This is a genomic window from Microbispora sp. KK1-11 (assembly GCF_006874435.1).
GTDB lineage: Bacteria > Actinomycetota > Actinomycetes > Streptosporangiales > Streptosporangiaceae > Microbispora > Microbispora catharanthi.
Genome location: NZ_VIRJ01000016.1, coordinates 1 through 19,172, shown reverse-complemented (window position 1 = coordinate 19,172; position 19,172 = coordinate 1). Strand labels below are relative to the sequence as shown.

Genomic DNA, 19,172 nt, shown 5'->3' with positions numbered 1-19,172 from the left:
TTTAGGGGGATAATAGCGAGATTAGCGGACCTGACGGACACCGGGCGAGACGGCCACCCGGTCGAGCAGGAGGAAGGCGAACTGGACGGCCAGGGCGAGGGCGGCCACCAGGACCGCTCCCCCGATCACGTCCGCATAGGTCTTGGTGGCCAGGCCGTCGATGATGAACCGGCCGAGCCCGCCCAGCCCGACGAACGCCGCGACGGTGGCGGTCGAGACGACCTGGATGGCGGCGAGGCGCAGGCCCAGCAGGATCAGCGGCAGCGCGACCGGGGTCAGCGTCTGGAACAGCACCTGACGCCCGCGCAGGCCCATGCCGTACGCCGCGTCGCGCAGGTCGGCGTCCACCCCCCGCACGCCCTCGTACGTGTTCACGAGGATGGGCGGGACCGCCAGCACGATCAGCGGGATCAGCACCGGCAGGACGGTCCCCACGCCCGCCAGCAGCACCACGAGCACGAGCAGGCCGAGCGTCGGCAACGCCCTGGCGGCGTTCGCCGCGATCACGACGATCAGCGCGCCGCGGCCCGTGTGGCCGATGAGCATGCCGAGCGGCACGGCGATCAGCGCCGCGACGAGGAAGGCCGCCGCGGAGAACTCCAGGTGCTCGAGCAGCCGGACCGGGATGCCGTCCGGGCCCGACCAGTGCGCCGCGTCGCCGAAGAAGTCGGCCAGCCAGTTCACGCCGTCCTCCTCGCCCGGGACCAGGGGGTCAGCAGCCGCTGCGCGAGCACGAGCAGCCCGTCGGCGAGCACGGCGAGCAGGACGATGAGCACGATCCCGACCACGATCGGCGTGTAGAACTGCCGCTGCCAGCCGTCGATGAACAGGTTGCCCAGCCCGCCCTGGCCGATGAGCGCGCCCACGCTGACCAGGCTGATGCTGGACACGGTCGCGACCCGCAGCCCGGCCAGGACCACCGGCACCGCGACCGGCAACTCGACCCTGAGCAGCCGGCGCGCGGGCCGGAACCCCATCGCCACCGCCGACTGCCGTACGGGATCGGGCACCGAGGCCAGGCCGTCCACCACGGCGGGGATCAGGACCGCGAGCGCGAAGAACGTCAGCGGGATGACGACGGTCGACCGGGTGAGCCCGGTGACCGACAGGAAGATCGAGAACAGCACGAGGGACGGCAGCGAGTAGGTGACGTTCATCAGCGCGGCCGTCGGCTGGTAGAGCCAGCGCCAGCGCACGCAGGCCAGGCCCAGCGGCAGGGCGACGACCAGCCCGAACAGCACGGGCAGGAAGGCCATCACGACGTGGTTCTCCAGCAGGGCGCTGATCGCGGTGGGGCCTCCGTTGGCCCAGTTGCGCGCGATCCAGTCCCAGCGGACCAGGGGCTCCTCGGTCACGCGGGCGCCTCCTCGGAGTCGCCGGCGCCTGAGGAGGAGCCGCCGCTCGGCCCGCCCCGGGCGGGGCCCGCGGCAGGCGGCGCGTACTCGGCGAGCAGTTCGTCGATCGCGTCCCGGCCGGCCACGCCGCGCACGCGGCCCTCCTCGTCCACCGCGACCGCGGTGCCGTTGGGCGACAGCAACGCCGCGTCGAGCGCCACGCGCAGCGAGTCGGTCTCGGGGTTGAAGGTGCCGTGCGTCGCGAGCCCGTCCGCGGTCCGCCAGCCGAGCGCCCTGCCGTCCTCGTCGGTCACCAGATCGGACGGCGACGGGCTCAGCCGCACCTCCTTGGCCGAGATGAACGACAGCCGCCGGATGCCGCGGTCGCGGCCGAGGAACTCGCGGACGAAGTCGTCGGCGGGCTCGGTGAGCAGCGTGGCCGGGCCGGCCATCTGGGCCAGCCGCCCGCCGACGCGCAGGACGGCCACCGTGTCGCCGAGCTTGACCGCCTCGTCGATGTCGTGGGTGACGAACACGATCGTCTTGCGCAGCTCCGACTGCAGGCGCAGCAGCTCGTCCTGGAGGCTGGCCCGCACGATCGGGTCGACGGCGCTGAACGGCTCGTCCATGAGCAGCACCGGAGGGTCGGCCGCGAGCGCCCGCGCCACGCCGACGCGCTGCTGCTGCCCTCCGGAGAGCTGGAAGGGATAGCGGCCGGCCAGGCCGGGGTCGAGCCCGACCAGTTCGAGCAGCTCCATCGCGCGGGTGCGCGCCTTCTTCTTGCTCCAGCCCAGCAGGTAGGGCACCGTCGCCACGTTGTCCACGATCTTGCGGTGCGGGAACAGGCCCGCCTGCTGGATCACGTACCCGATGCCGCGCCGGAGCGTGGGCGGGTCGATCTCGCGCACGTCCTGACCGTCCAGGGTGATGCGGCCGGAGGTGGCGTCGATCATGCGGTTGATCATCCGCAGCGACGTGGTCTTGCCGCAGCCGGAGGGGCCCACGAACACGGTGATCGCACCTGTGGGCACCTCCAGGCTGAGGTCGTCCACGGCCACCGTTCCATCCCGGTAGCGCTTGGTGACGTCTTCGAACGTGATCACGCCATCTCGCCCTTCGAAAGAGTGTGCGATCAAGCCAACGTCGGGAGGCCTACTCGCTCTTCCCCGTGAACCTCCCGGATATCCAACGCGACCCGTTCCGGACACACCACCCGGCGGCCAGCCTACGGTGGGAACCTCCGATATCCGGGCCTAGATATCTATCAATAGGGCATCTCATGATGCGTGGCGCGGTGATGTGTTGGCATGATTACTCTCACGCCTCTCCCGTCCCTCCGCCGCGTCCCTCCGAACGGACCAGCCACGAAACTCAAGAGGAGCCGGTCGTGACTGCACCGCTCACCGGTCAGCGCTCCAGGAGCGAGCTGATCGCCGAGCTCTACGAGCGTCACGCGGCGGGGTTGTTCGCGTACTGCCACGACCAGCTCGGTGAGACCGCGTCCGCCGCCGACGCCGTGGTGGCCGTCTTCACCACCGCTCCGACCGCCGAGCCGCCCTCACGCGCCGCGCTGTACGCGCTGGCGCGCCGGGAGATCTACCGCCGGGACGTCAGCTACGCGCTGCCGGCCGTCGACTCCGTCGCCGACCCCGCCACCGCCTTGATCGAGCGGGTGTTCCGGGACATCCGGCCCCACCAGCGTGAGGTCCTGCTCCTGTCGGAGATATGCGGCCTGCCGGCGCCCGAACTGGCGCTGGTCCTCGACGTGGCGGCCGACACCGCCGAGGAACTGATCGCGGGGGCGACGCGCCGCTTCACCCAGACGCTGGAGACGGCGGTCACCGCCGCGAGGTCGGCGCCGTTCGTGCCCGCCTCCGTCACCGAGGTCTACGACGCCATCGGCGTCTCCCCCGTCGGCGACGTGCTGGCCCGGCTGCCCTGGCGGCGGCCGGCCGCGTCCGTGCGCGACCGGGTGCTGGCGGCGCTGCCGTACGAGGAGCCGGGGAGCGCCACGACGGGCGGGGAACAGTCCTCCAAACTGGTCACCAAGAGGCTGTGGCCGACCACTCCGACCTGGCCGCTGCCGTTGAGCGACCCCGACCAGGTCACCAACACCTGCGTGGTCAAGACCGACGCCATCGCGCAGCCGCAGGGCCCCCGGCGCAAGGCCAAGCACGAGGCGACGACCGAGCCCATGCCCCGGCTGCGCGGAGCGCTGCTGAACTCGCTCAGCGAGGGCCGTCTGCGCAGGAAGCGCACCGGGCGGCCCGCGCCCGCCGAGCGCCCTGCGGCCCTGGCCGCGCCCGTGGAGCCGCAGGCGTCACCGCAGGAATCCGCGCAGACCTCGCCGGCCACGCCGCCACCTGCCCCGGACGTCGCGAAGACCACTTCCGAGCCGTTCGACGCCTTCGGCGCCACCGCCGCCTCCCATCGTGCGGATCCGTTCGACGCCTTCGGCACCGCCAGTACGCCCCGCCCTGCGGAGCCCTTCGACGCCTTCGGCACAGCTTCCCGCCCGGCAGAGCCCTTGGACGCCTTCGGCACCGCCCCACCGCGCCCGGCGGAGCCTTTTGACGCCTTCGGCACCACCTCGCGCCCCGCAGAGCCGTTCGACGCCTTCGGCACAGCCCCGCGCTCCGAAGGGCCTTTCGAGGCCTTCGGCGCCACCTCGCGCCCCGCGGAGCCCTTCGACGCCTTCGGCGCCGCCGACACGCCCCGCCCGGCGGAGCCGCTGGACGCGTTGTTCGACACGCTCCGCTTCGCCGTGCCCTTCGACGCGTTCGGCACGGCCGAGGCGGCGGGCACGTCGCGGCAGGCCGAGCCCGCCGACGCCTTCCCCCGGACCGAGGAGCCGTCCGACGAGTCTCCGCTGACGCCGCCCTCCGAGGCGCTTTTCCCGGCCGCGCCTCCCGTGGACACGTTCGCGTCCGCGCCGCAGGAGGCCGAGCGACCGGCCGAGCCGTTCCTCCCTGCCGAGCCTTTCCGCGCGGCCGAGGAGCCGCCGGCGGAGACGACCGGCGAGCATGCCGCAGAGGCGTCCGCGACGGCGACCGACGCCCTCGTCCACCCGGCCGCCGCGGTGGTCCCCGTCCCTCCGTCCGCCCCCTCCCGCCGTCCGGGCCACAAGCACACGGCAGGCAGGAGCACGGCAGGCAGGAGCACGGGCAGCAAGCACGCCGGCAAGTCGTCCGGCGGCGACGGCGCGGGCAGGGGCATGGCCAGGGGCCGGCGCGTCAAGGGCGACCGGCACTACGACTGGCTGTGGGAGGTCGTCGGCATCCTGATCTGCCTGATCATCGCGCTGATCGTCTTCTTCAACGTGCCGACGGTCTTCACGCCCTGAGACCGGAACGCCCACACCACCGGGCCCGTGCTCATCGTGGCGGTTTGGGCAGCCCGAGCCCGAGCATGGCGATCAGCTCACGCTGGACCTCGTTGACTCCGCCGCCGAAGGTGAGCACGAGCGCGCCCTTGACGCCCCGGTCCACCCGCTCGATCAGGTCGCACGTCTCCTCGTCGTACGGATCGCCGAAGCGGGCCAGCGTGTCGCCGACGATCCGGCCGACGTCCTGCACCCGCTCCGAGGCGTAGACCTTGGTGGCCGACGCGTCGGGCGCCCCCAGCCAGCCGAGATCCATCGACGCCGCGACCTGCCAGTTCAGCAGCTCGTTCGTGCGGAAGTACGCGTACACCTCGGCCACGGCCCGCCGTACGTCGGGGTGCTCCCACAGCGGCGCGCCGTCGCGCCCCCGGTTGCTCTTCGCCCAGCGGGCGAAACGGTCGAGGGTGTGCCCGATGTTGCCGGCGGGCCCGAGCGTGACGCGTTCGTGGTTGAGCTGGCTGACGATCAGGTCCCAGCCCTTGTCCACCTCGCCGACGACCATGTCGAGCGGGACTCGCACGTCCGAGTAGTACGTCGCGTTGGTGTGGTGGCGGCCGTCCATCGTGATGATCGGCGTCCAGGAGAACCCTGGGTCCGTGCAGTCGACGATCATCATGGTGATCCCGCGGTGCTTCTTCGCCGCCGGATCGGTGCGCGCCGCCAGCCAGACGTAGTCGGCGTGGTGGGCGCCGGAGGTGAACACCTTCTGGCCGTTGACCACGTAGTGGTCGCCGTCCAGCACCGCCGTCGTCCGCAGCGAGGCCAGGTCGGTGCCCGCCTCCGGCTCGCTGTAGCCGATCGCGAAGTGGCACTCCCCTGCCAGGATGCGCGGCAGGAAGAACTCCTTCTGCGCCTGCGTGCCGTACCGCATCAGCGTCGGGCCGACCGTCTGCAACGTGATCAGGGGGTAGGGCACCTCGGCCCGCGTCACCTCGTTGGCGAAGATCTGCTGCTCCACCGGGCCGTAGCCGCCCCCGCCGTACTCCTTCGGCCATCCGAGGCCGAGCTTGCCGTCGCGGCCCAGCCTGCGGCAGTGCGCCATGTACGCCTCCCCGAACGGGTCGCGGGCGATCTCGGCGCGCTGCTCGGCGGTCAGGCAGGACGCGAAGTAGTCGCGCAGGTCGTCGCGGAGCCGCCGCTGCTCCGCCGTCAGTTCGATGAACATCAGACCAGGGCTCCGATCAGTTCGAGTTGGGCCTGCTCGCCGCCGAGCAGATGGGCGAGGTGCTTGCCCAGGCCGAAGTGACGATGCAGCGGATAGGTCAGGTCGAGGCCGATGCCGCCGTGCAGGTGCTGGCAGGTGTAGAGCGCCCGTACGGCTTCTCCGGCCGCGTTGTAGGCGGCGACGGCCAGGTCCCGCTCCGCGGGCAGCCCTTCGCCCAGCCGCCACACGCCCGTCCACATGGCGACGTCGAGCGCGCGTGCGGCGATGTAGACGTCGGCGATCTGCATGGTCACGGCCTGGAACTCGGCGAGCACCCGGTCGAACTGCCTGCGCGCGGCGATGTGTCCCTTGGTCAGAGCGAGCGCGCCCGCGAGGACCCCGGAGGCGGTCGCGGTCACGGCGGCCAGGGTGTTCAGCCGGAGCGCGGCGACGGCCGCGGCGCCCTGCTCCCCCACCATCTCGCCCGGCGCGTCCTCCAGGGTGACCACGGCCGCGGACTCCCCGGTCGCCGTCGGGACCGGCCGCACCTGCGCGTCCCCCGGCCGTACGAGGAACAGCGCGGCCTCGCCGTCGGAGAGCGCGGGCACGAGGATGGCCGACGCCTCGGCGGCGTACGGGACGATTCCGGGCCGCCCGGTGATCCTTCCGTCCCTGGCGATCACGGTCGGCGGGTCGCTCGGACCCGACCCGGCCTCGCGGGAGGCGACGGTCAGCACCTCCTCCCCCTCGCCGAACGGCGCGAGCGCCCGCCGCTGCGCGTCCGTCCCGTGCCCGGCGACGGTCAGCGCGGCGATCAGGCCGGGCAGCGCCGGAACCGGCGCGACGCGTGCCCCCGCCTCACGCAGGATCACCGCCATCGCGAGCGGGCCGAGCCCGGCCCCGCCCGCCTCGGGAGGCAGGCACGCGCCGAGCAGGCCCGCCTGCGCCAGCGCCTTCCACGCCCCCGCGTCGTACGGCCGGCCGCCGCGCTCATGCGCCTCGATCCTGGCCTGGTCCGCCTCCCGGTCCAGCACCGACGCGGCCAGCGCGCGCAACTCCGCATGGGTCTCGTCGAGTTCGAAGTCCACCGGACCTCCCGCGTGTTCCACGGACCTGCCTGCGGGGCGAGTTCCCCGCCCAGAACCGCAAACTAGAACGGATTCTAATCTCTGTCCAGAGGGAGACTCACGAACCGGTGACGACACGCGGCTGAAACGGGAAAGTCATATAGCCGCCAGCGCTTTTGTGACTGACGAGTAACCATCCGGAAGGAGCGGAAATCAGATAACGTGTTCCTATGCGCGCTTCGCATGCAATCGCCGACGCCCCACCACCGCTTCCCGAAGGCTCCTCCGCCACGGGCAGCCATCCGGCCCCGGCCACTCCTGGGGTTCGCACCCGGAGCCAGCACCAACGGCGCCGGCGCATCGTCCAGGCGGCGGCCGCCCTCGCCTCCCGCGGAGGCGTCGAGGCGATGCAGATGCGCACGGTCGCCGAGCGCGCGGGCGTCGCCCTGGGAACGCTCTACCGCTACTTCCCCTCGAAGATGGACCTGGTCGTGGCGGTGGTCGGCGAGGAGATCGACCTGCTGGAGTCCAGCATCGAGCGGCGCCCTCCGCACGCCTCCCACCCCGCCGGCCGCGCGGTCGACGTGCTGATGCGGGCCACACGGGGCCTGATGCGCGAGCCGGAGCTCGCCGACGCGCTCATCCGCTCCCTGATCATGGCGGAGGTGGAGGCGCCGTTCGGCGACCGGATGGCGAGCCTGCTGCTGCGCGTCGCCGCCGACGGCCGCACGGTGAGCCTTCCCGCGGAGGACCAGCTCGCGCTCACCGGCTCCCTGGCCGGAGTCTGGGTGCAGGAGTTGCTGGAGATGCTGCGGGGGCGGCGCACTTACGAGCAGATCCAGCACCGCATCGAGATCGCCGCCGAGCGGCTGCTGGCGGGTTTCTAGATTTTCCTTCTATTGATGGCCGCGCTTTCCCGCATCTCGGCATCGACTGCCGCATAACCATCAGTAAGATCACCGAGTCAGATGGATCTCGTTCACGCATTCGCCCTTATGCGGCTAGAACAGGTTCCAGCTCTATTGGATTGAATTCCAATGCGGAGAGCGGTCGGCGCGGGCGTACCCGATCTTCTCAAGCATGACAGAACCGGGCGATCCGGCCGCCACCGGCCCCTCCCGGCCGTCGAGCGCAGGAAACGGGCGGTAGCCCAGCGACCCGTGCCCTCAGGGGTGATCAGGCCCTGGCCATACAATTCCCCGGGAACGGGCCGAGCGCGCCCCCCGGACGAAGGCGCGCGGCAGGGGGACGGGACGTGGCGGTCACCGACGCGGCGATCAGCAGGATCAAGGACATGATCCTTTCGGGTGAGCTGGGTCCGGGCGACCGGCTGCCCCGGGAGGCGGACCTGGCCGAGCGGCTGGGGTTGTCCCGCAACTCCCTGCGGGAGGCCGTCCGCGCCCTCGCCCTGATCAACGTGCTCGACGTGCGGCAGGGCGACGGCACCTACGTCACCAGCCTGGAGCCGGGCCTGCTGCTGGACGCCCTGTCGTTCGTGGTCGGCTTCCATCAGGACGACACGGTCCTGCAGTTCTTCGAGGTGCGGCGCATCCTCGAACCCGCGGCCACCGCGATGGCGGCGACCCGGATGACCGGCGAGGACATCGCCGAGCTGCGCGACATCCTGGACGCGTTCCCCGAGGAACCGAGCACGGAGGATTTCGTCGCCAACGACCTGCGGTTCCACCAGCGGATCGCCGAGGGCGCCGGCAATCCCGTGCTCAGCTCCCTCATCGAGAGCATCTCCGGCCCGACCGCGCGGGCCCGCATCTGGCGCGGCCTCACCCAGGAGGGCGCGGCCGAGACGACGCGGGCGCAGCACGCCGCCATCTACGAGGCCATCGCGGGCCGCCGGCCAGAGATCGCGCAGGCCTGGGCCACCGTCCACATCGCGGGCGTCGAGGAGTGGCTGCGCCGCGCGCTGTGACGGCTAGTGGGGTGCCCACGAACCTTGGCCTGCGCCGGAAGAGGAACCTCCGGTCCCCCCGAAGCCCGCTCCGCTCCCTTGAGCCCGGTGAACGTGTGCGGACAGCGCGCTAGGAGCGGGATTCGTGCGCTTGGACGAGGGACTTCGGCGCGGTGAGGCACCACGCCTCGGTGACCAGCTCGAACAGCTCGTCAGGGTCGATCTTCGCCAGATGGACCACGACCCAGCCGAAACGTCCGGCGGTGAACTGCCGCTCGAACACCTCGGGCCGCTCGGCCACCAGCGCGATCTGCTCCTCGATCGTCGCCTTGAGGCCCACCGTCTCGGTGCGCTCCCACAGGTAGCCGAACCCCTTGCCGCGCACCTTGAACGAGACCCAGTCGCCGCCCTCGCCCTTGCTCACCTCGGGCAACCGGTCCAGCATGGCGAGAAACTCCTCGACGCTCACACCCATACGCCCAGTCGTACCAGAGCCCACCGACAAGGCGGCGGCAGCGATCCGTCACCTCCGGGTCGCTTGACGGGTCGTCGCGCACGTAATAGAACACGTTTCAGAATCGCCGCGAACAAGCGCTTGACCGCGCTATCGCCGAGCGCCGGCAGGGCGATCGTCCCTCTTACCAAGGGCAGCCAAACCCGATTAGGTGGGTGCATGGAAATCAACCTCGTCGACAAGGACCGCTACGCGCAGAGCGGGGTGCCGCACGACCAGCTCCGCTGGCTCAGGGACAACGCGCCCGTCTACCGGCACGAGGGACAGGACGACTGGCCCGGATTCTGGGCGGTCACCAAGCACGCGGACGTCGTCCACGTCTCCCGCCACTCCGACCTGTTCTCCTCGGCACGGAAACTGGCGCTGTTCGACGAGATGCCCGAGGAGCAGCGCGAGTTCCAGCGGCTGATGATGCTCAACCAGGACCCGCCCGACCACACCCGGCGCCGCTCGCTGGTCAACCGCGGCTTCACCCCGCGCCAGATCGGGCGGCTGGAGGAGCACATCCGGGACATCTGCCACGCCCTGGTGGACGAGGTCCAGGGCAAGCCCGAGGTCGACTTCGTGCGGGACATCGCCGCGCCGCTCCCGCTGTACGTGATCTGCGAGCTGCTCGGCGCGCCGGTCGAGGACCGGGACAAGATCTTCGAGTGGTCCAACCGCATGATCGGCAGCGACGACCCCGACTACTCCACCAGCCCGGAGGAGGGACAGGCCGCCGCCTTCGAGGTCTACTCGTACGCCCACACGCTGGCCGCGGCACGCAGGCAGGAGCCGCGCGACGACATCGTCACCAAGCTCCTGCAGCCCGACGAGGACGGGCAGACGCTGACCGAGGACGAGTTCGACCTGTTCGTCCTGCTGCTGATCGTGGCGGGCAACGAGACCACCAGGAACGCGGCCTCCGGAGGCATGCTGACCCTCTTCGAGCACCCGGACCAGTGGAAGCGCCTGGTGGACGACCCCTCCCTCGCCAGGACGGCCGCCGACGAGATCGTCCGCTGGGTGTCCCCGGTCAACCTGTTCCGGCGTACGGCCACGGCGGACACCGAGATCCGCGGCCAGAAGATCGCCGAGGGCGACAAGGTGGTGGTCTTCTACGCGTCGGCCAACCGGGACGAGGAGGTCTTCGAGCGGCCCGACGAGTTCGACATCGGCCGCGACCCCAACCCGCAGATCGGCTTCGGCGGCGGCGGGGCGCACTTCTGCCTCGGCAACCACCTGGCCAAGCTGGAGCTTCGGGTGCTGTTCGAGGTGCTGGCCCAGCGCCTGCCCGGCATCCGGCAGACCGGCGAGGCCACGCGGCTGAGGTCCAACTTCATCAACGGCATCAAGACGCTGCCCGTCGCCCTCGGCTGACGGGCAGCGACGGCAGCGGGGTCAGGGCCAGTCGCGGCCGGGCCGGCCCCCTGCCGTACCGGCCGGCGCGTGAATCCGCGGGGCCGGGCTCCGGCTCCGCGGCCGGGTAGCGCGACAGCAGCGGAGACTCCCCGAGCGCCAGGGCGACGCCGCCGAGTGCGCCCGCGGCGTCGCCGAGCGCCGCCCTGCGCAGGGCCAGCCGATGGCGCGAGATCGGCACCGCACCCGCCTCCAGGGCCTCCTGGACGGGCCCCAGGAGCGGGGCGCCGAGCTCGGCCAGCTCGCCACCGACGACGATCACCCTGGGTCCGATCGCGTTGGACAGCGCGGCGAGCACCCGGCCGATCTGGCTGCCCACGTCGGACAGCAGGCCGAGGGCGATCGGGTCCCCCGCCTCCACGGCGGCCGTCAGCGCGGGCAGGTCGTCGCCGCGCCCGCCCCGGGCGCGGTACGCGTCGAGCACCGCCCTGATCGAGGCGACGGTCTCCAGGCACCCCGTGCCACCGCACTCGCAGAGCCTTCCGCCCGGGTCCACCGGAATGTGCCCGATCTCCCCCGACACTCCGTCGGCGCCGCGGTGCAACACGCCTCCGGCCACCACCCCGCCGCCGACGCCGTACGACAGCCGCAGATAGAGCGCGTCCTGGTCACCGGCGGCCGCGCCCCACGTCGACTCGGCGAGCGCCGCGAGCCTGGTGTTGTTGTCCAGCAGCACCGGCCCGCCGAAGCGCTCCCCGAGCAGGGCCTCGACGCCGGAGAGGGTCCCGTTCCGCGGCCCGGCCAGCGGGCCCACGACGCCCACGCCCACGCCCTTGAGCGCCCTCTGCCACAACCCGCCGCCGACGAGCCCGCGGACGAGCCGTTCGGCGAGCGCCACCCGGTCGGGCCACGACAGGCCGGGCGCGTGCGCCTCCCCCGCCGCGCCCACGATCTCGTACGTCACGCCGACGGCCGCGACGTGCACCGCGCGGCGGGCGAAGTCGATGCCGAGGGCCTGCCCGACCGCGGGATTGAGGGCCAGTCGCTCGGCGGGACGGCCCCGGCCGCGCGGCGCGTCGTCCGGCATCGCCGTGACCACCGCGCCCGTGGCCAGCAGTCCGCTGAGAGTGTCGTGCAGGGTCGTGCGCGACAGGCCGCACCGCCGGCTGAGCTCGCCCCGGTTGAGCGGGCCGTGCGCGCGCAGCAGGCCGAGCACGGCCTGCTCGTGCCCGCGCCGCACCGGAGACACGACATCCAGCCTGGGTTGCCACATGCAAAAATCATGCACACTTGGTAGGTTTTATGTCAATTTCGGACGGCCCCAGCGGGGGCGCGGGGGATCTTGACAGCATGGGTGAGGCGGCTCACGATGCGCTGGAACCACCCTTCCCGCCCCATAGCCCCGCATCGCGGGTGTGCGTCCCGAAGGGGGATCCATGCGCTCTTCCCGCAGGTCGTCCCGTATCGCAGTGGCCGGTCTCCTGCTGGCCGCGCTGCCGGCCGCCCACGCGGCGGCCCTTTCGGACATCTCCTAGGCGGCCGTTCCGGCCGGACAGACAGTGGACTCCGACCAGAACGCCCGGCGGGCCGACGGGACGACCGAGGGAGGTCGGCACGCCTCCCCCGGTCGGAACACCGCCCGGCACCGGCCGCCGATGTGCGACCCGGTGAACACCGGCTCAGATGTTGACGATCTCGACGTCGGCGATCTCCGAGATGTGCGCGTCGCACTGCGCGGCCGACACGCCGCTGCCGTAGACGATCGATCCCCTGGCGTAGTAGTGGTTGCCGTTGGCGAAGCGCTCGCAGGTGAGCTTGATGTACCACCCCGACCCGGTGCTGTTCCAGCAGTCGGCGGCCACGCGTCCGACGGACAGGTTGTAACTGAACTGGCAGTCGGCCGGGTTTACGGCGGCCTGGGCGGGCCGGGCGGTCACAGCGAGGACGCTCATCGCACCGATGACGACGGCCGCGGCGCCGGCGCGTGCGCGGATGACACTGAACATGGTCACCTCTCCGTGTTCGACGTGATCCGAACGTATCCGCGCTCGTCCGCGGCGGAGTCTCAACCGGGTCTCACCCTCCCCGCCCCCGTCCACCGGCTCGCCGGCACACCGGTCGTTGTCGAGGAGGCCGCCCGTGGCGTCGCCACCGCGTTGGACGAGACGGACGCCGAGCACGCGCCGGTGGTCGTCAACGTCGTGGGCCCGCTCGGGGTCGGCAAGAGCCGTCTGCTCGCGACGCTGTCATCCGGATTCGTGGACCTCCGCACGCCGGACGGCGTCCGTACGCCGGTCGAGATCCGTCGCGGCGGGCGCGCGCCGCTGGCCGTCGACGGTGTCGACACCGACCGCCGTGCGGACGCGGCGGCGCGTTTCCTGGACCGGGCCGGTCGCGGCCGCTTCCTGATCGCCGGCCGGCTGCCCCTGGCCTCGCGGCCCGGATGGGCGCACAGGCCGCTCGTCACCGTCGAGCTCGGGCCGTGGTCGCCCGCCGACATCCGCGGGCTGGCCGCCGCGCTCGGGGTGACGGACCCGGCGCGCGCCGACCTGGTCGTACGGCTCAGCGGCGGGATCCCGCTCGTCGCGGACTCGCTGTGCCGGGCGATCCGCAGAGGCGGCGAACCGGGCCCGGAGGGCGCGCTGGCCGATGTGGCCGCCACCGAGGTGCTGCTTCGCCTGGGCGTGGAGTCCCGGGGGATTCCTCCCGATGTGCTGCCGATCGTGGCCGTGGTCGACGGGGCGGACGAGGATCTCCTCACCGCCCTGGCACGGCTGCCGCCCGGGGCCTTCACGCGGCTGGGACGGCTGAGCGTGATCCGCCAGGACCGTCACGGACTGACCGTCGCCGAGCCCTACCGCACGCTTTTCGATCTCGCCTATCGCTGGCGTCATCCGGTCCTCCGCGCCGACCTGGCCGCCCGGGCCGCCGAGCATCGGCATCGCCAGCTGGCCCGCACCTCCGACCCACCGCTGCGGGCCCGGCTCGCCGACCAGGTCCTCTACCTGTCGGGGAGCCGGCGTGCGCGCCGTGACCTGTACGCCGACGAGCGCGGCGAGTTCTCGGTCCGGCGCGCCGGCGACGGCGACGACGAGGCGATCGGCCGCCTGATCCGGTTGTGGGGCGACGCCGAGGGCCTGGCGGAACGCCAGGTGGAGCGCATGCGCGATCTGTGGCTCTCCGGCGCCGACCACGGTTTCCATCTCGCGGTGGACACCGACGACCACGCGGTGGGAATGGTCAACCTCACGCCGCTGGATCCCGACGGCGCACCGGCGCTGGAGCCGCTGCTCCAGCAGCACGCGGACACGGTGCTCAACCTCGGGCGGTCCGGATCGTCCGGATCGGTCGTCGGCATGATGGCGGTCGAGCCGCGGTTCGCCCGGGCCCAGCCCGCACTCGTCCGCCGCATCCTCACGACGGGGATCGACGGCGGCCGGCTCGTCGTGTCCACGCCGTGGATCCCCTACCAGGAGATGGCGGTGCGCTTCGGCCTGCGCCGCATGGGCGAGACGCGGCACGATCTCTACCGGTGCGGCCGGCCGAGCGCCCTGTTCGCCCGCACGTTCACGGCACGGAACCTGTCCGCGTGGCTGCGGCGGATGCAGGACCCTCACGCCGGGGGACCCGGCCGGACGGCCGAGTTCGTCCGCGCCGCGCTGCGGGACCTTCGCACGCCGGCCCGGACGGCCGCCTCGGGCCCGCGGCCGTCGCCCGCGCTCGCCGACCACCTGCGGCAGGCCGTGGAGGCACTCGCGTCGTCGGCGTCGGCCGTGGACGCCGAAGCCGGGGAGATCCTCCGCCTCTACTACCTCGCCCGCGCCGGAGGCCACGACCTCCTCGCGCATCGCCTCCACCTGTCCAGGGCCACCTACTTCCGCCGTCTCGAATACGGCATCGGCAAGGTCGCGGAGGCGGTGAGCCGGGCTCTCACTCCGCCGTAGCCCCCATCAGCCCCTCGCCGGCAGGCGTCAGGCCCAGGAGGAGTCCTGTTCGGGGTCGCCGCCGCCGGCGAGCAGGCGCAGGTCGGCCTCGACCATCATCGCCACGAGTTCCTCGAACGACACCGTGGGCTCCCAGCCGAGCTGGGTGCGGGCCTTCTTCGGGTCCGCGCACAGCAGGTCGACCTCCGCCGGACGGTGCAGGGACGCGTCGCAGACGACGTGCCGCTCCCAGTCCAGATCGGCGGCGGCGAACGCCGCCTCGACCAGCTCGCGCACCGAGTGCGTGCGCCCGGTGCCGATGACGTAGTCCTCGGGGTCGGCGGCCGACAGCATCATGTGCATGGCCCGGACGAAGTCGCCGGCGAACCCCCAGTCGCGCCGCGCCTCCAGGTTGCCCAGGCGCAGTTCGGTGGCCATGCCGAGCTTGATCCGCGCGACGCCGAGCGAGACCTTGCGGGTGACGAACTCGGCCCCCCGCCGGGGCGACTCGTGGTTGAACAGGATGCCCGACACCGCGAACATGCCGTACGACTCGCGGTAGTTCTGGGTGAGGAAGTGCCCGTACGCCTTGGCCACGCCGTACGGCGACCTGGGGTGGAAGGGGGTGCGCTCGGTCTGCGGCGTCTCCCTGACCTGGCCGAACATCTCCGAGGACGACGCCTGGTAGAAGCGGATCTGCCCGGCCGACGACCCACGCGAGGCGGTGATCCCCGAGCAGACGCGGATGGCCTCCAGCACGCGGAGCACGCCCATGCCTGTCACCTCGGCGGTGAGCTCGGCCTGCTCCCACGACATGGGCACGAACGAGATGGCCCCCAGGTTGTAGACCTCGTCCGGCTGCACCTTCTCCACCGCCGAGATCAGCGACCCCTGGTCGAGCAGGTCGCCGCGGACCAGCCGCACGTCCTGCAGGAGCCGGCGCACGCGCGGGACGCGGGGGTTGGCCTGCCCGCGGACCAGGCCCCAGACCTCGTATCCCTCGCTCAGCAGGTGTTCTGCGAGATAGGAGCCGTCCTGACCGGTGATGCCGGTGATCAGCGCACGCCTGGCCAACGGATCCTCCTCGTAGCGCCCAACTTGGCCTATGAGAGGCGAATGTACCGCCCTGCCCGGCCGCGCCCACATACGCGCTGCTAGAACGTGTTACACCGAATCTCGTTCGGGTAAGCTAACACCCCAGGTCGGGCAGGGTGAGAGTCGAGCGAGGACCCTTTCCACCTCACCTACCCCATCTAAGGTCAAATGGTAGTGTTCCTGGCAGCAGCCCCACGGGGGCACGGCTGGAAACCGGCTGAAAGGGGTGCCTCTTGGCGGAGAGGCTGCGAGTCGCGCTGCTGTCCTACCGCAGCAAGCCCACCTGCGGCGGCCAGGGGGTGTATCTGCGCCACATAAGCCGCGAGCTCGTCGCTCTGGGCCACCACGTCGAGGTGTTCTCCGGCCAGCCCTACCCGGAGCTGGACGACGGCGTGATCCTCAACAAGGTGCCGAGCCTGGACCTCTACCGCGACGAGGACCCGTTCCGCACGCCGAAGCGCGACGAATATCGCGACTGGATCGACGCGCTCGAGGTCGCCACGATGTGGACGGCCGGCTTCCCCGAGCCGCTGACGTTCAGCCTGCGGGCCTACCGGGAGCTGAAGAGGCGGCGGGGCGACTTCGACGTCGTCCAGGACAACCAGACGCTGGGCTACGGCCTGCTCGGCATCCAGCGGCTGTTCCCCGTGGTCGGCACCATCCACCACCCCATCAGCGTGGACCGGCGGATCGAGCTGAAGGCCGCCAAGGGCTGGAAGCGGCTGTCGATGCGCCGCTGGTACGGCTTCGTGCGCATGCAGAGCATCGTCGCGCCCCGGCTGAGCCCGATCCTGACCGTCAGCGAGTCGTCGCTCGCCGACATCCACCGCGACTTCAACGTGCCGCAGTCCAACATGCGGCTGATCCCGCTCGGCGTCGACACCCGGTTCTTCCACCCCCGGCCTGAGCTGCCGAAGCGGGAGAACTCGATCGTGGCCGTGGCCAGCGCCGACTCGCCCATGAAGGGCGTGGCGACCCTGCTGCGGGCGGTCGCCAAGCTCGCCACCGAGCGCGAGGTCAACCTCACCGTGGTGAGCAGGCCCACCCCCGGAGGACCCACGGAACAGCTCGTCAACGAGCTGTCGCTGCACGACCGTGTGCGGTTCGTGCACGGCATCCCGGACGAGGAGCTGGCCGAGCTGATCGCCACCTCCGAGGTCGCGGTGGTCCCCTCGCTCTACGAGGGGTTCTCGTTGCCGGCCGTCGAGCACATGGCGTCCGGCACGCCGCTGGTCGCCTCGCGTACGGGCGCCCTGCCCGAGGTGGTCGGCGACGCGGCCGTGCAGGTGACGCCGGGCGACCCCGAGGAGCTGGCCGCCGTCCTGCGCCGCCTGCTCGACTCCCCGGAGGAGCGCGCCGAGTTCGGCCGGCGCGGCTACGACCGCGTCATGGAGCGCTACGCGTGGCCGGTGGTCGCCCGCCGCACGGTCGAGGCCTACCACGAGGCCATCGCCGCCCACACCCCCTCGCGGTGACTCCTCAGAACTTACGAAAGGCAGGCAGCGAGTGCTGACCGTCGACTTCAACCGGCTGCCCGTCGGACCGGGTGACCGTGTCCTCGACCTCGGGGCCGGCGGTGGCCGGCACGCCTTCGAGGTGCTGCGCCGGGGCGCCGACGTGGTCGCCTTCGACATGGACGCCGCCGAGATGGAGAGCGTGGCGGCCATGTTCGCGGCCATGGACAAGGAGGGCGAGGTGCCGGCGGGCGCGACCGGGGACACCGTCGTCGGCGACGCCCTCGCCATGCCGTTCCCCGACGCGTCGTTCGACCGCGTCATCGCCGCCGAGGTGCTCGAGCACATCCCCGACGACATGGCCGCGATGCGCGAGATCGTGCGCGTGCTGAAGCCGGGCGGCCGGGCCGCGATCACGGTGCCGAGCTTCCTGCCCGAGCGGATCTGCTGGGCCCTGTCGGAGGACTACCACACCGCCCCCGGCGGACATATCCGCATTTATACGTTGGCGGAGCTCCAGGCGAAGCTGAAGGCCTCCGGGCTGGAGGTCGGCGGCCACCACTACGCCCACGGCCTGCACTCGCCGTACTGGTGGATCAAGTGCGCGGTCGGGGTGAACGACGACCAGCACCCGCTGGCCAAGGCCTACCACGAGCTTCTCGTCTGGGACATCATGAAGCGTCCCCTCGCCACCCGGCTGGCCGAGGCCGTGCTCAACCCCCTGATCGGCAAGAGCGTCGTGGTCTACGTCCGGAAGCCCACATGAGGCGGGTGCCGGACGTTCCAGGGATCATCACCGCAGAGCAGGTCGTCCGTACGGCCGGGAGCATCGCCGCAATTCAGGACGACCAGGGCGGCGTCCCCTGGCCCGAGGGCCACATCGACGCATGGAACCACATCGAGTGCCTGATGGCGCTGACCGTGGCCGGGCTGCGCGAGGAGGCCCGCAAGGGCTACGACTGGCTCGCACGGCACCAGCGCCCGGACGGCTCCTGGCCGATGAAGGTCCTCGACGGCGAGCCCGCCGAGGCGGCCGGGGAGTCGAACCACGCGGCGTACATCGCGGTGGGAGTCTGGCACGACCTGCTGGTGACCGGCGACGAGGACTTCGCCCGGTCGATGTGGCCGGTGGTGGCGCGGGCCCTCGACTTCGTCATCGGCCTGCAGACCGCGCGCGGCGAGATCCTCTGGCAGCGCGACGCCGAAGGGCGTCCGGCGGAGTACGCCCTGCTCACCGGGTGCTCGTCCATCCACCAGGGCCTGCGGTGCGGGGCGCTGCTCGCCGAGCGGCTGGGCGACCCGCAGCCCGACTGGGAGCTCGCCGCCGACCAGCTCGGCCACGTGATCGCCGACCACCCGGAGGCGTTCGCCGACAAGAGCCGGTTCTCGATGGACTGGTACTACCCCGTGCTCGGCGGCGCGGTGCGCGGGACGGCGGCGGCCCGGCGGTTCGACCTGGAGTGGGACACCTTCGTCGTGCCCGGCCTCGGCGCGCGCTGCGTCTCCGACCAGCCCTGGGTGACCGGCGCGGAGTCGTGCGAACTGGTGCTCGCGCTCGACGCCGCCGGGCAGCGGGACCGCGCGCTGGCGGTGTTCGCCGACATGCAGCACCTGCGCCACGAGGACGGCTCCTACTGGACCGGCTGGCAGTTCGTGAACGAGCGGCACTTCCCCAACGAGCGCTCGGGATACACGGCCGCCGCGGTGGTGCTCGCCGCGGACGCCCTCGCCCGCGCGACCCCCGGCTCGGGGATCTTCCGCGACGCCGGCGGCCGGGAGGCCCGCATCACCGGCGAGTGCGGCTGCGAGCGCGCCCGCGCCTGACCCATCGGCGACCCGGCCGCGCACGGCTTTCAGCCGGCGAAGCGGCCGCGGGACGCGCCGTCAGACCTGACTTGGCTCACGGTTCAGGATCGCCGCTGAGTACAACGCGCTGACCTCGTAGTTTCCCCTCGGGAACGGCGAAAAGTGCGCACTAAATCGATCATGTCTCTACCCTGGTGGCCGTGTCTCCG

The 19,172-nt window shown here is 71.9% G+C and carries 17 protein-coding genes; 8 read left to right on the top strand and 9 right to left on the bottom strand.

Annotated elements, in window-relative coordinates; translation table 11 throughout:
- Positions 1-21: 21 nt before the first annotated feature.
- From FLW16_RS22605 to FLW16_RS22595, 3 genes are read right to left on the bottom strand one after another with little or no spacing between them, the layout of a single operon-like run.
- Positions 22-684, bottom strand: coding sequence for an ABC transporter permease (locus FLW16_RS22605; RefSeq protein WP_142562120.1), 663 nt, complete (start codon positions 682-684; stop codon positions 22-24).
- Positions 681-1,355 (bottom strand): ABC transporter permease, encoded by a 675-nt coding sequence (locus FLW16_RS22600; RefSeq protein ID WP_205826162.1) that lies wholly within the window; start codon positions 1,353-1,355, stop codon positions 681-683. The genes FLW16_RS22605 and FLW16_RS22600 overlap by 4 nt, the downstream gene beginning before the upstream one ends.
- A complete protein-coding gene (locus tag FLW16_RS22595; protein WP_142562119.1) occupies positions 1,352-2,437 on the bottom strand; it encodes an ABC transporter ATP-binding protein in 1,086 nt (361 codons plus the stop codon). The genes FLW16_RS22600 and FLW16_RS22595 overlap by 4 nt, the downstream gene beginning before the upstream one ends.
- Positions 2,438-2,721: 284 nt before the next feature.
- On the opposite strand from FLW16_RS22595, the gene FLW16_RS22590 reads away from it, so the two are divergent.
- The gene (locus FLW16_RS22590; protein WP_142562118.1) at positions 2,722-4,677 is read left to right on the top strand and encodes a hypothetical protein; all 1,956 of its coding nucleotides are present in this window, start codon (positions 2,722-2,724) and stop codon (positions 4,675-4,677) included.
- A 31-nt stretch (positions 4,678-4,708) separates the two neighbouring features.
- On the opposite strand, the gene FLW16_RS22585 is transcribed toward FLW16_RS22590, so the two are convergent.
- Both FLW16_RS22585 and FLW16_RS22580 read right to left on the bottom strand, forming a co-directional pair.
- Positions 4,709-5,881, bottom strand: a complete 1,173-nt coding sequence (locus FLW16_RS22585; RefSeq protein WP_142562117.1) for an acyl-CoA dehydrogenase family protein — start codon at positions 5,879-5,881, stop codon at positions 4,709-4,711.
- Positions 5,881-6,948: an acyl-CoA dehydrogenase family protein gene (locus tag FLW16_RS22580; RefSeq protein ID WP_142562116.1), complete on the bottom strand. Its 1,068-nt coding sequence runs from the start codon at positions 6,946-6,948 to the stop codon at positions 5,881-5,883. The genes FLW16_RS22585 and FLW16_RS22580 overlap by 1 nt, the downstream gene beginning before the upstream one ends.
- A 209-nt stretch (positions 6,949-7,157) precedes the next feature.
- On the opposite strand from FLW16_RS22580, the gene FLW16_RS22575 reads away from it, so the two are divergent.
- Positions 7,158-7,814: a TetR family transcriptional regulator gene (locus tag FLW16_RS22575; RefSeq protein WP_142562115.1), complete on the top strand. Its 657-nt coding sequence runs from the start codon at positions 7,158-7,160 to the stop codon at positions 7,812-7,814.
- A gap of 368 nt (positions 7,815-8,182) precedes the next feature.
- Positions 8,183-8,854, top strand: coding sequence for a FadR/GntR family transcriptional regulator (locus tag FLW16_RS22570; RefSeq protein WP_142562114.1), 672 nt, complete (start codon positions 8,183-8,185; stop codon positions 8,852-8,854).
- Positions 8,855-8,963: 109 nt separating this feature from the next.
- Here the strand turns inward: FLW16_RS22570 and FLW16_RS22565 are convergent, their stop codons facing one another.
- Entirely contained in the window at positions 8,964-9,308 is a 345-nt protein-coding gene (locus FLW16_RS22565; protein ID WP_142562113.1) for an MmcQ/YjbR family DNA-binding protein, read from the bottom strand.
- Between the two features lie 198 nt (positions 9,309-9,506).
- Between FLW16_RS22565 and FLW16_RS22560 the strand changes: the two genes are divergently transcribed.
- Entirely contained in the window at positions 9,507-10,706 is a 1,200-nt protein-coding gene (locus tag FLW16_RS22560) for a cytochrome P450 (protein ID WP_142562112.1), read from the top strand.
- Here the strand turns inward: FLW16_RS22560 and FLW16_RS22555 are convergent.
- Both FLW16_RS22555 and FLW16_RS22550 read right to left on the bottom strand, forming a co-directional pair.
- Positions 10,678-11,958: an ROK family transcriptional regulator gene (locus FLW16_RS22555; protein ID WP_142562111.1), complete on the bottom strand. Its 1,281-nt coding sequence runs from the start codon at positions 11,956-11,958 to the stop codon at positions 10,678-10,680. The genes FLW16_RS22560 and FLW16_RS22555 overlap by 29 nt on opposite strands.
- A 406-nt stretch (positions 11,959-12,364) precedes the next feature.
- Positions 12,365-12,697: a hypothetical protein gene (locus FLW16_RS22550; RefSeq protein WP_221891222.1), complete on the bottom strand. Its 333-nt coding sequence runs from the start codon at positions 12,695-12,697 to the stop codon at positions 12,365-12,367.
- A gap of 15 nt (positions 12,698-12,712) precedes the next feature.
- Between FLW16_RS22550 and FLW16_RS22545 the strand changes: the two genes are divergently transcribed.
- On the top strand, positions 12,713-14,629 hold the full coding sequence (locus FLW16_RS22545; RefSeq protein WP_142562109.1) for a hypothetical protein: 1,917 nt from the start codon (positions 12,713-12,715) through the stop codon (positions 14,627-14,629).
- A gap of 27 nt (positions 14,630-14,656) precedes the next feature.
- Here the strand turns inward: FLW16_RS22545 and FLW16_RS22540 are convergent, their stop codons facing one another.
- Complete coding sequence (locus tag FLW16_RS22540) at positions 14,657-15,682, bottom strand: GDP-mannose 4,6-dehydratase (RefSeq protein WP_142562108.1); 1,026 nt, start codon at positions 15,680-15,682, stop codon at positions 14,657-14,659.
- Positions 15,683-15,936: 254 nt separating this feature from the next.
- On the opposite strand from FLW16_RS22540, the gene FLW16_RS22535 reads away from it, so the two are divergent.
- From FLW16_RS22535 to FLW16_RS22525, 3 genes are read left to right on the top strand one after another with little or no spacing between them, the layout of a single operon-like run.
- Positions 15,937-17,178, top strand: a complete 1,242-nt coding sequence (locus FLW16_RS22535) for a glycosyltransferase family 4 protein (RefSeq protein WP_142562107.1) — start codon at positions 15,937-15,939, stop codon at positions 17,176-17,178.
- 31 nt (positions 17,179-17,209) lie between these two features.
- A complete protein-coding gene (locus FLW16_RS22530; RefSeq protein ID WP_142562106.1) occupies positions 17,210-17,923 on the top strand; it encodes a class I SAM-dependent methyltransferase in 714 nt (237 codons plus the stop codon).
- Positions 17,920-18,981 carry a prenyltransferase gene (locus tag FLW16_RS22525; protein ID WP_142562105.1) on the top strand — a complete coding sequence of 354 codons (1,062 nt, stop codon included), beginning with the start codon at positions 17,920-17,922 and terminating at the stop codon, positions 18,979-18,981. Before FLW16_RS22530 ends, FLW16_RS22525 begins: the two co-directional genes overlap by 4 nt.
- The last annotated feature ends 191 nt before the right edge of the window (positions 18,982-19,172 follow it).

Excerpts from the sequence above, each read along its gene's own strand:
- FLW16_RS22585 (WP_142562117.1), bottom strand. The coding sequence starts at position 5,881 with ATGTTCATCGAACTGACGGCGGAGCAGCGGCGGCTCCGCGACGACCTG.
- FLW16_RS22575 (WP_142562115.1), top strand. The coding sequence starts at position 7,158 with ATGCGCGCTTCGCATGCAATCGCCGACGCCCCACCACCGCTTCCCGAA.
- FLW16_RS22565 (WP_142562113.1), bottom strand. The coding sequence starts at position 9,308 with ATGGGTGTGAGCGTCGAGGAGTTTCTCGCCATGCTGGACCGGTTGCCC.
- FLW16_RS22560 (WP_142562112.1), top strand. The coding sequence starts at position 9,507 with ATGGAAATCAACCTCGTCGACAAGGACCGCTACGCGCAGAGCGGGGTG.
- FLW16_RS22555 (WP_142562111.1), bottom strand. The coding sequence starts at position 11,958 with ATGTGGCAACCCAGGCTGGATGTCGTGTCTCCGGTGCGGCGCGGGCAC.
- FLW16_RS22525 (WP_142562105.1), top strand. The coding sequence starts at position 17,920 with ATGAGGCGGGTGCCGGACGTTCCAGGGATCATCACCGCAGAGCAGGTC.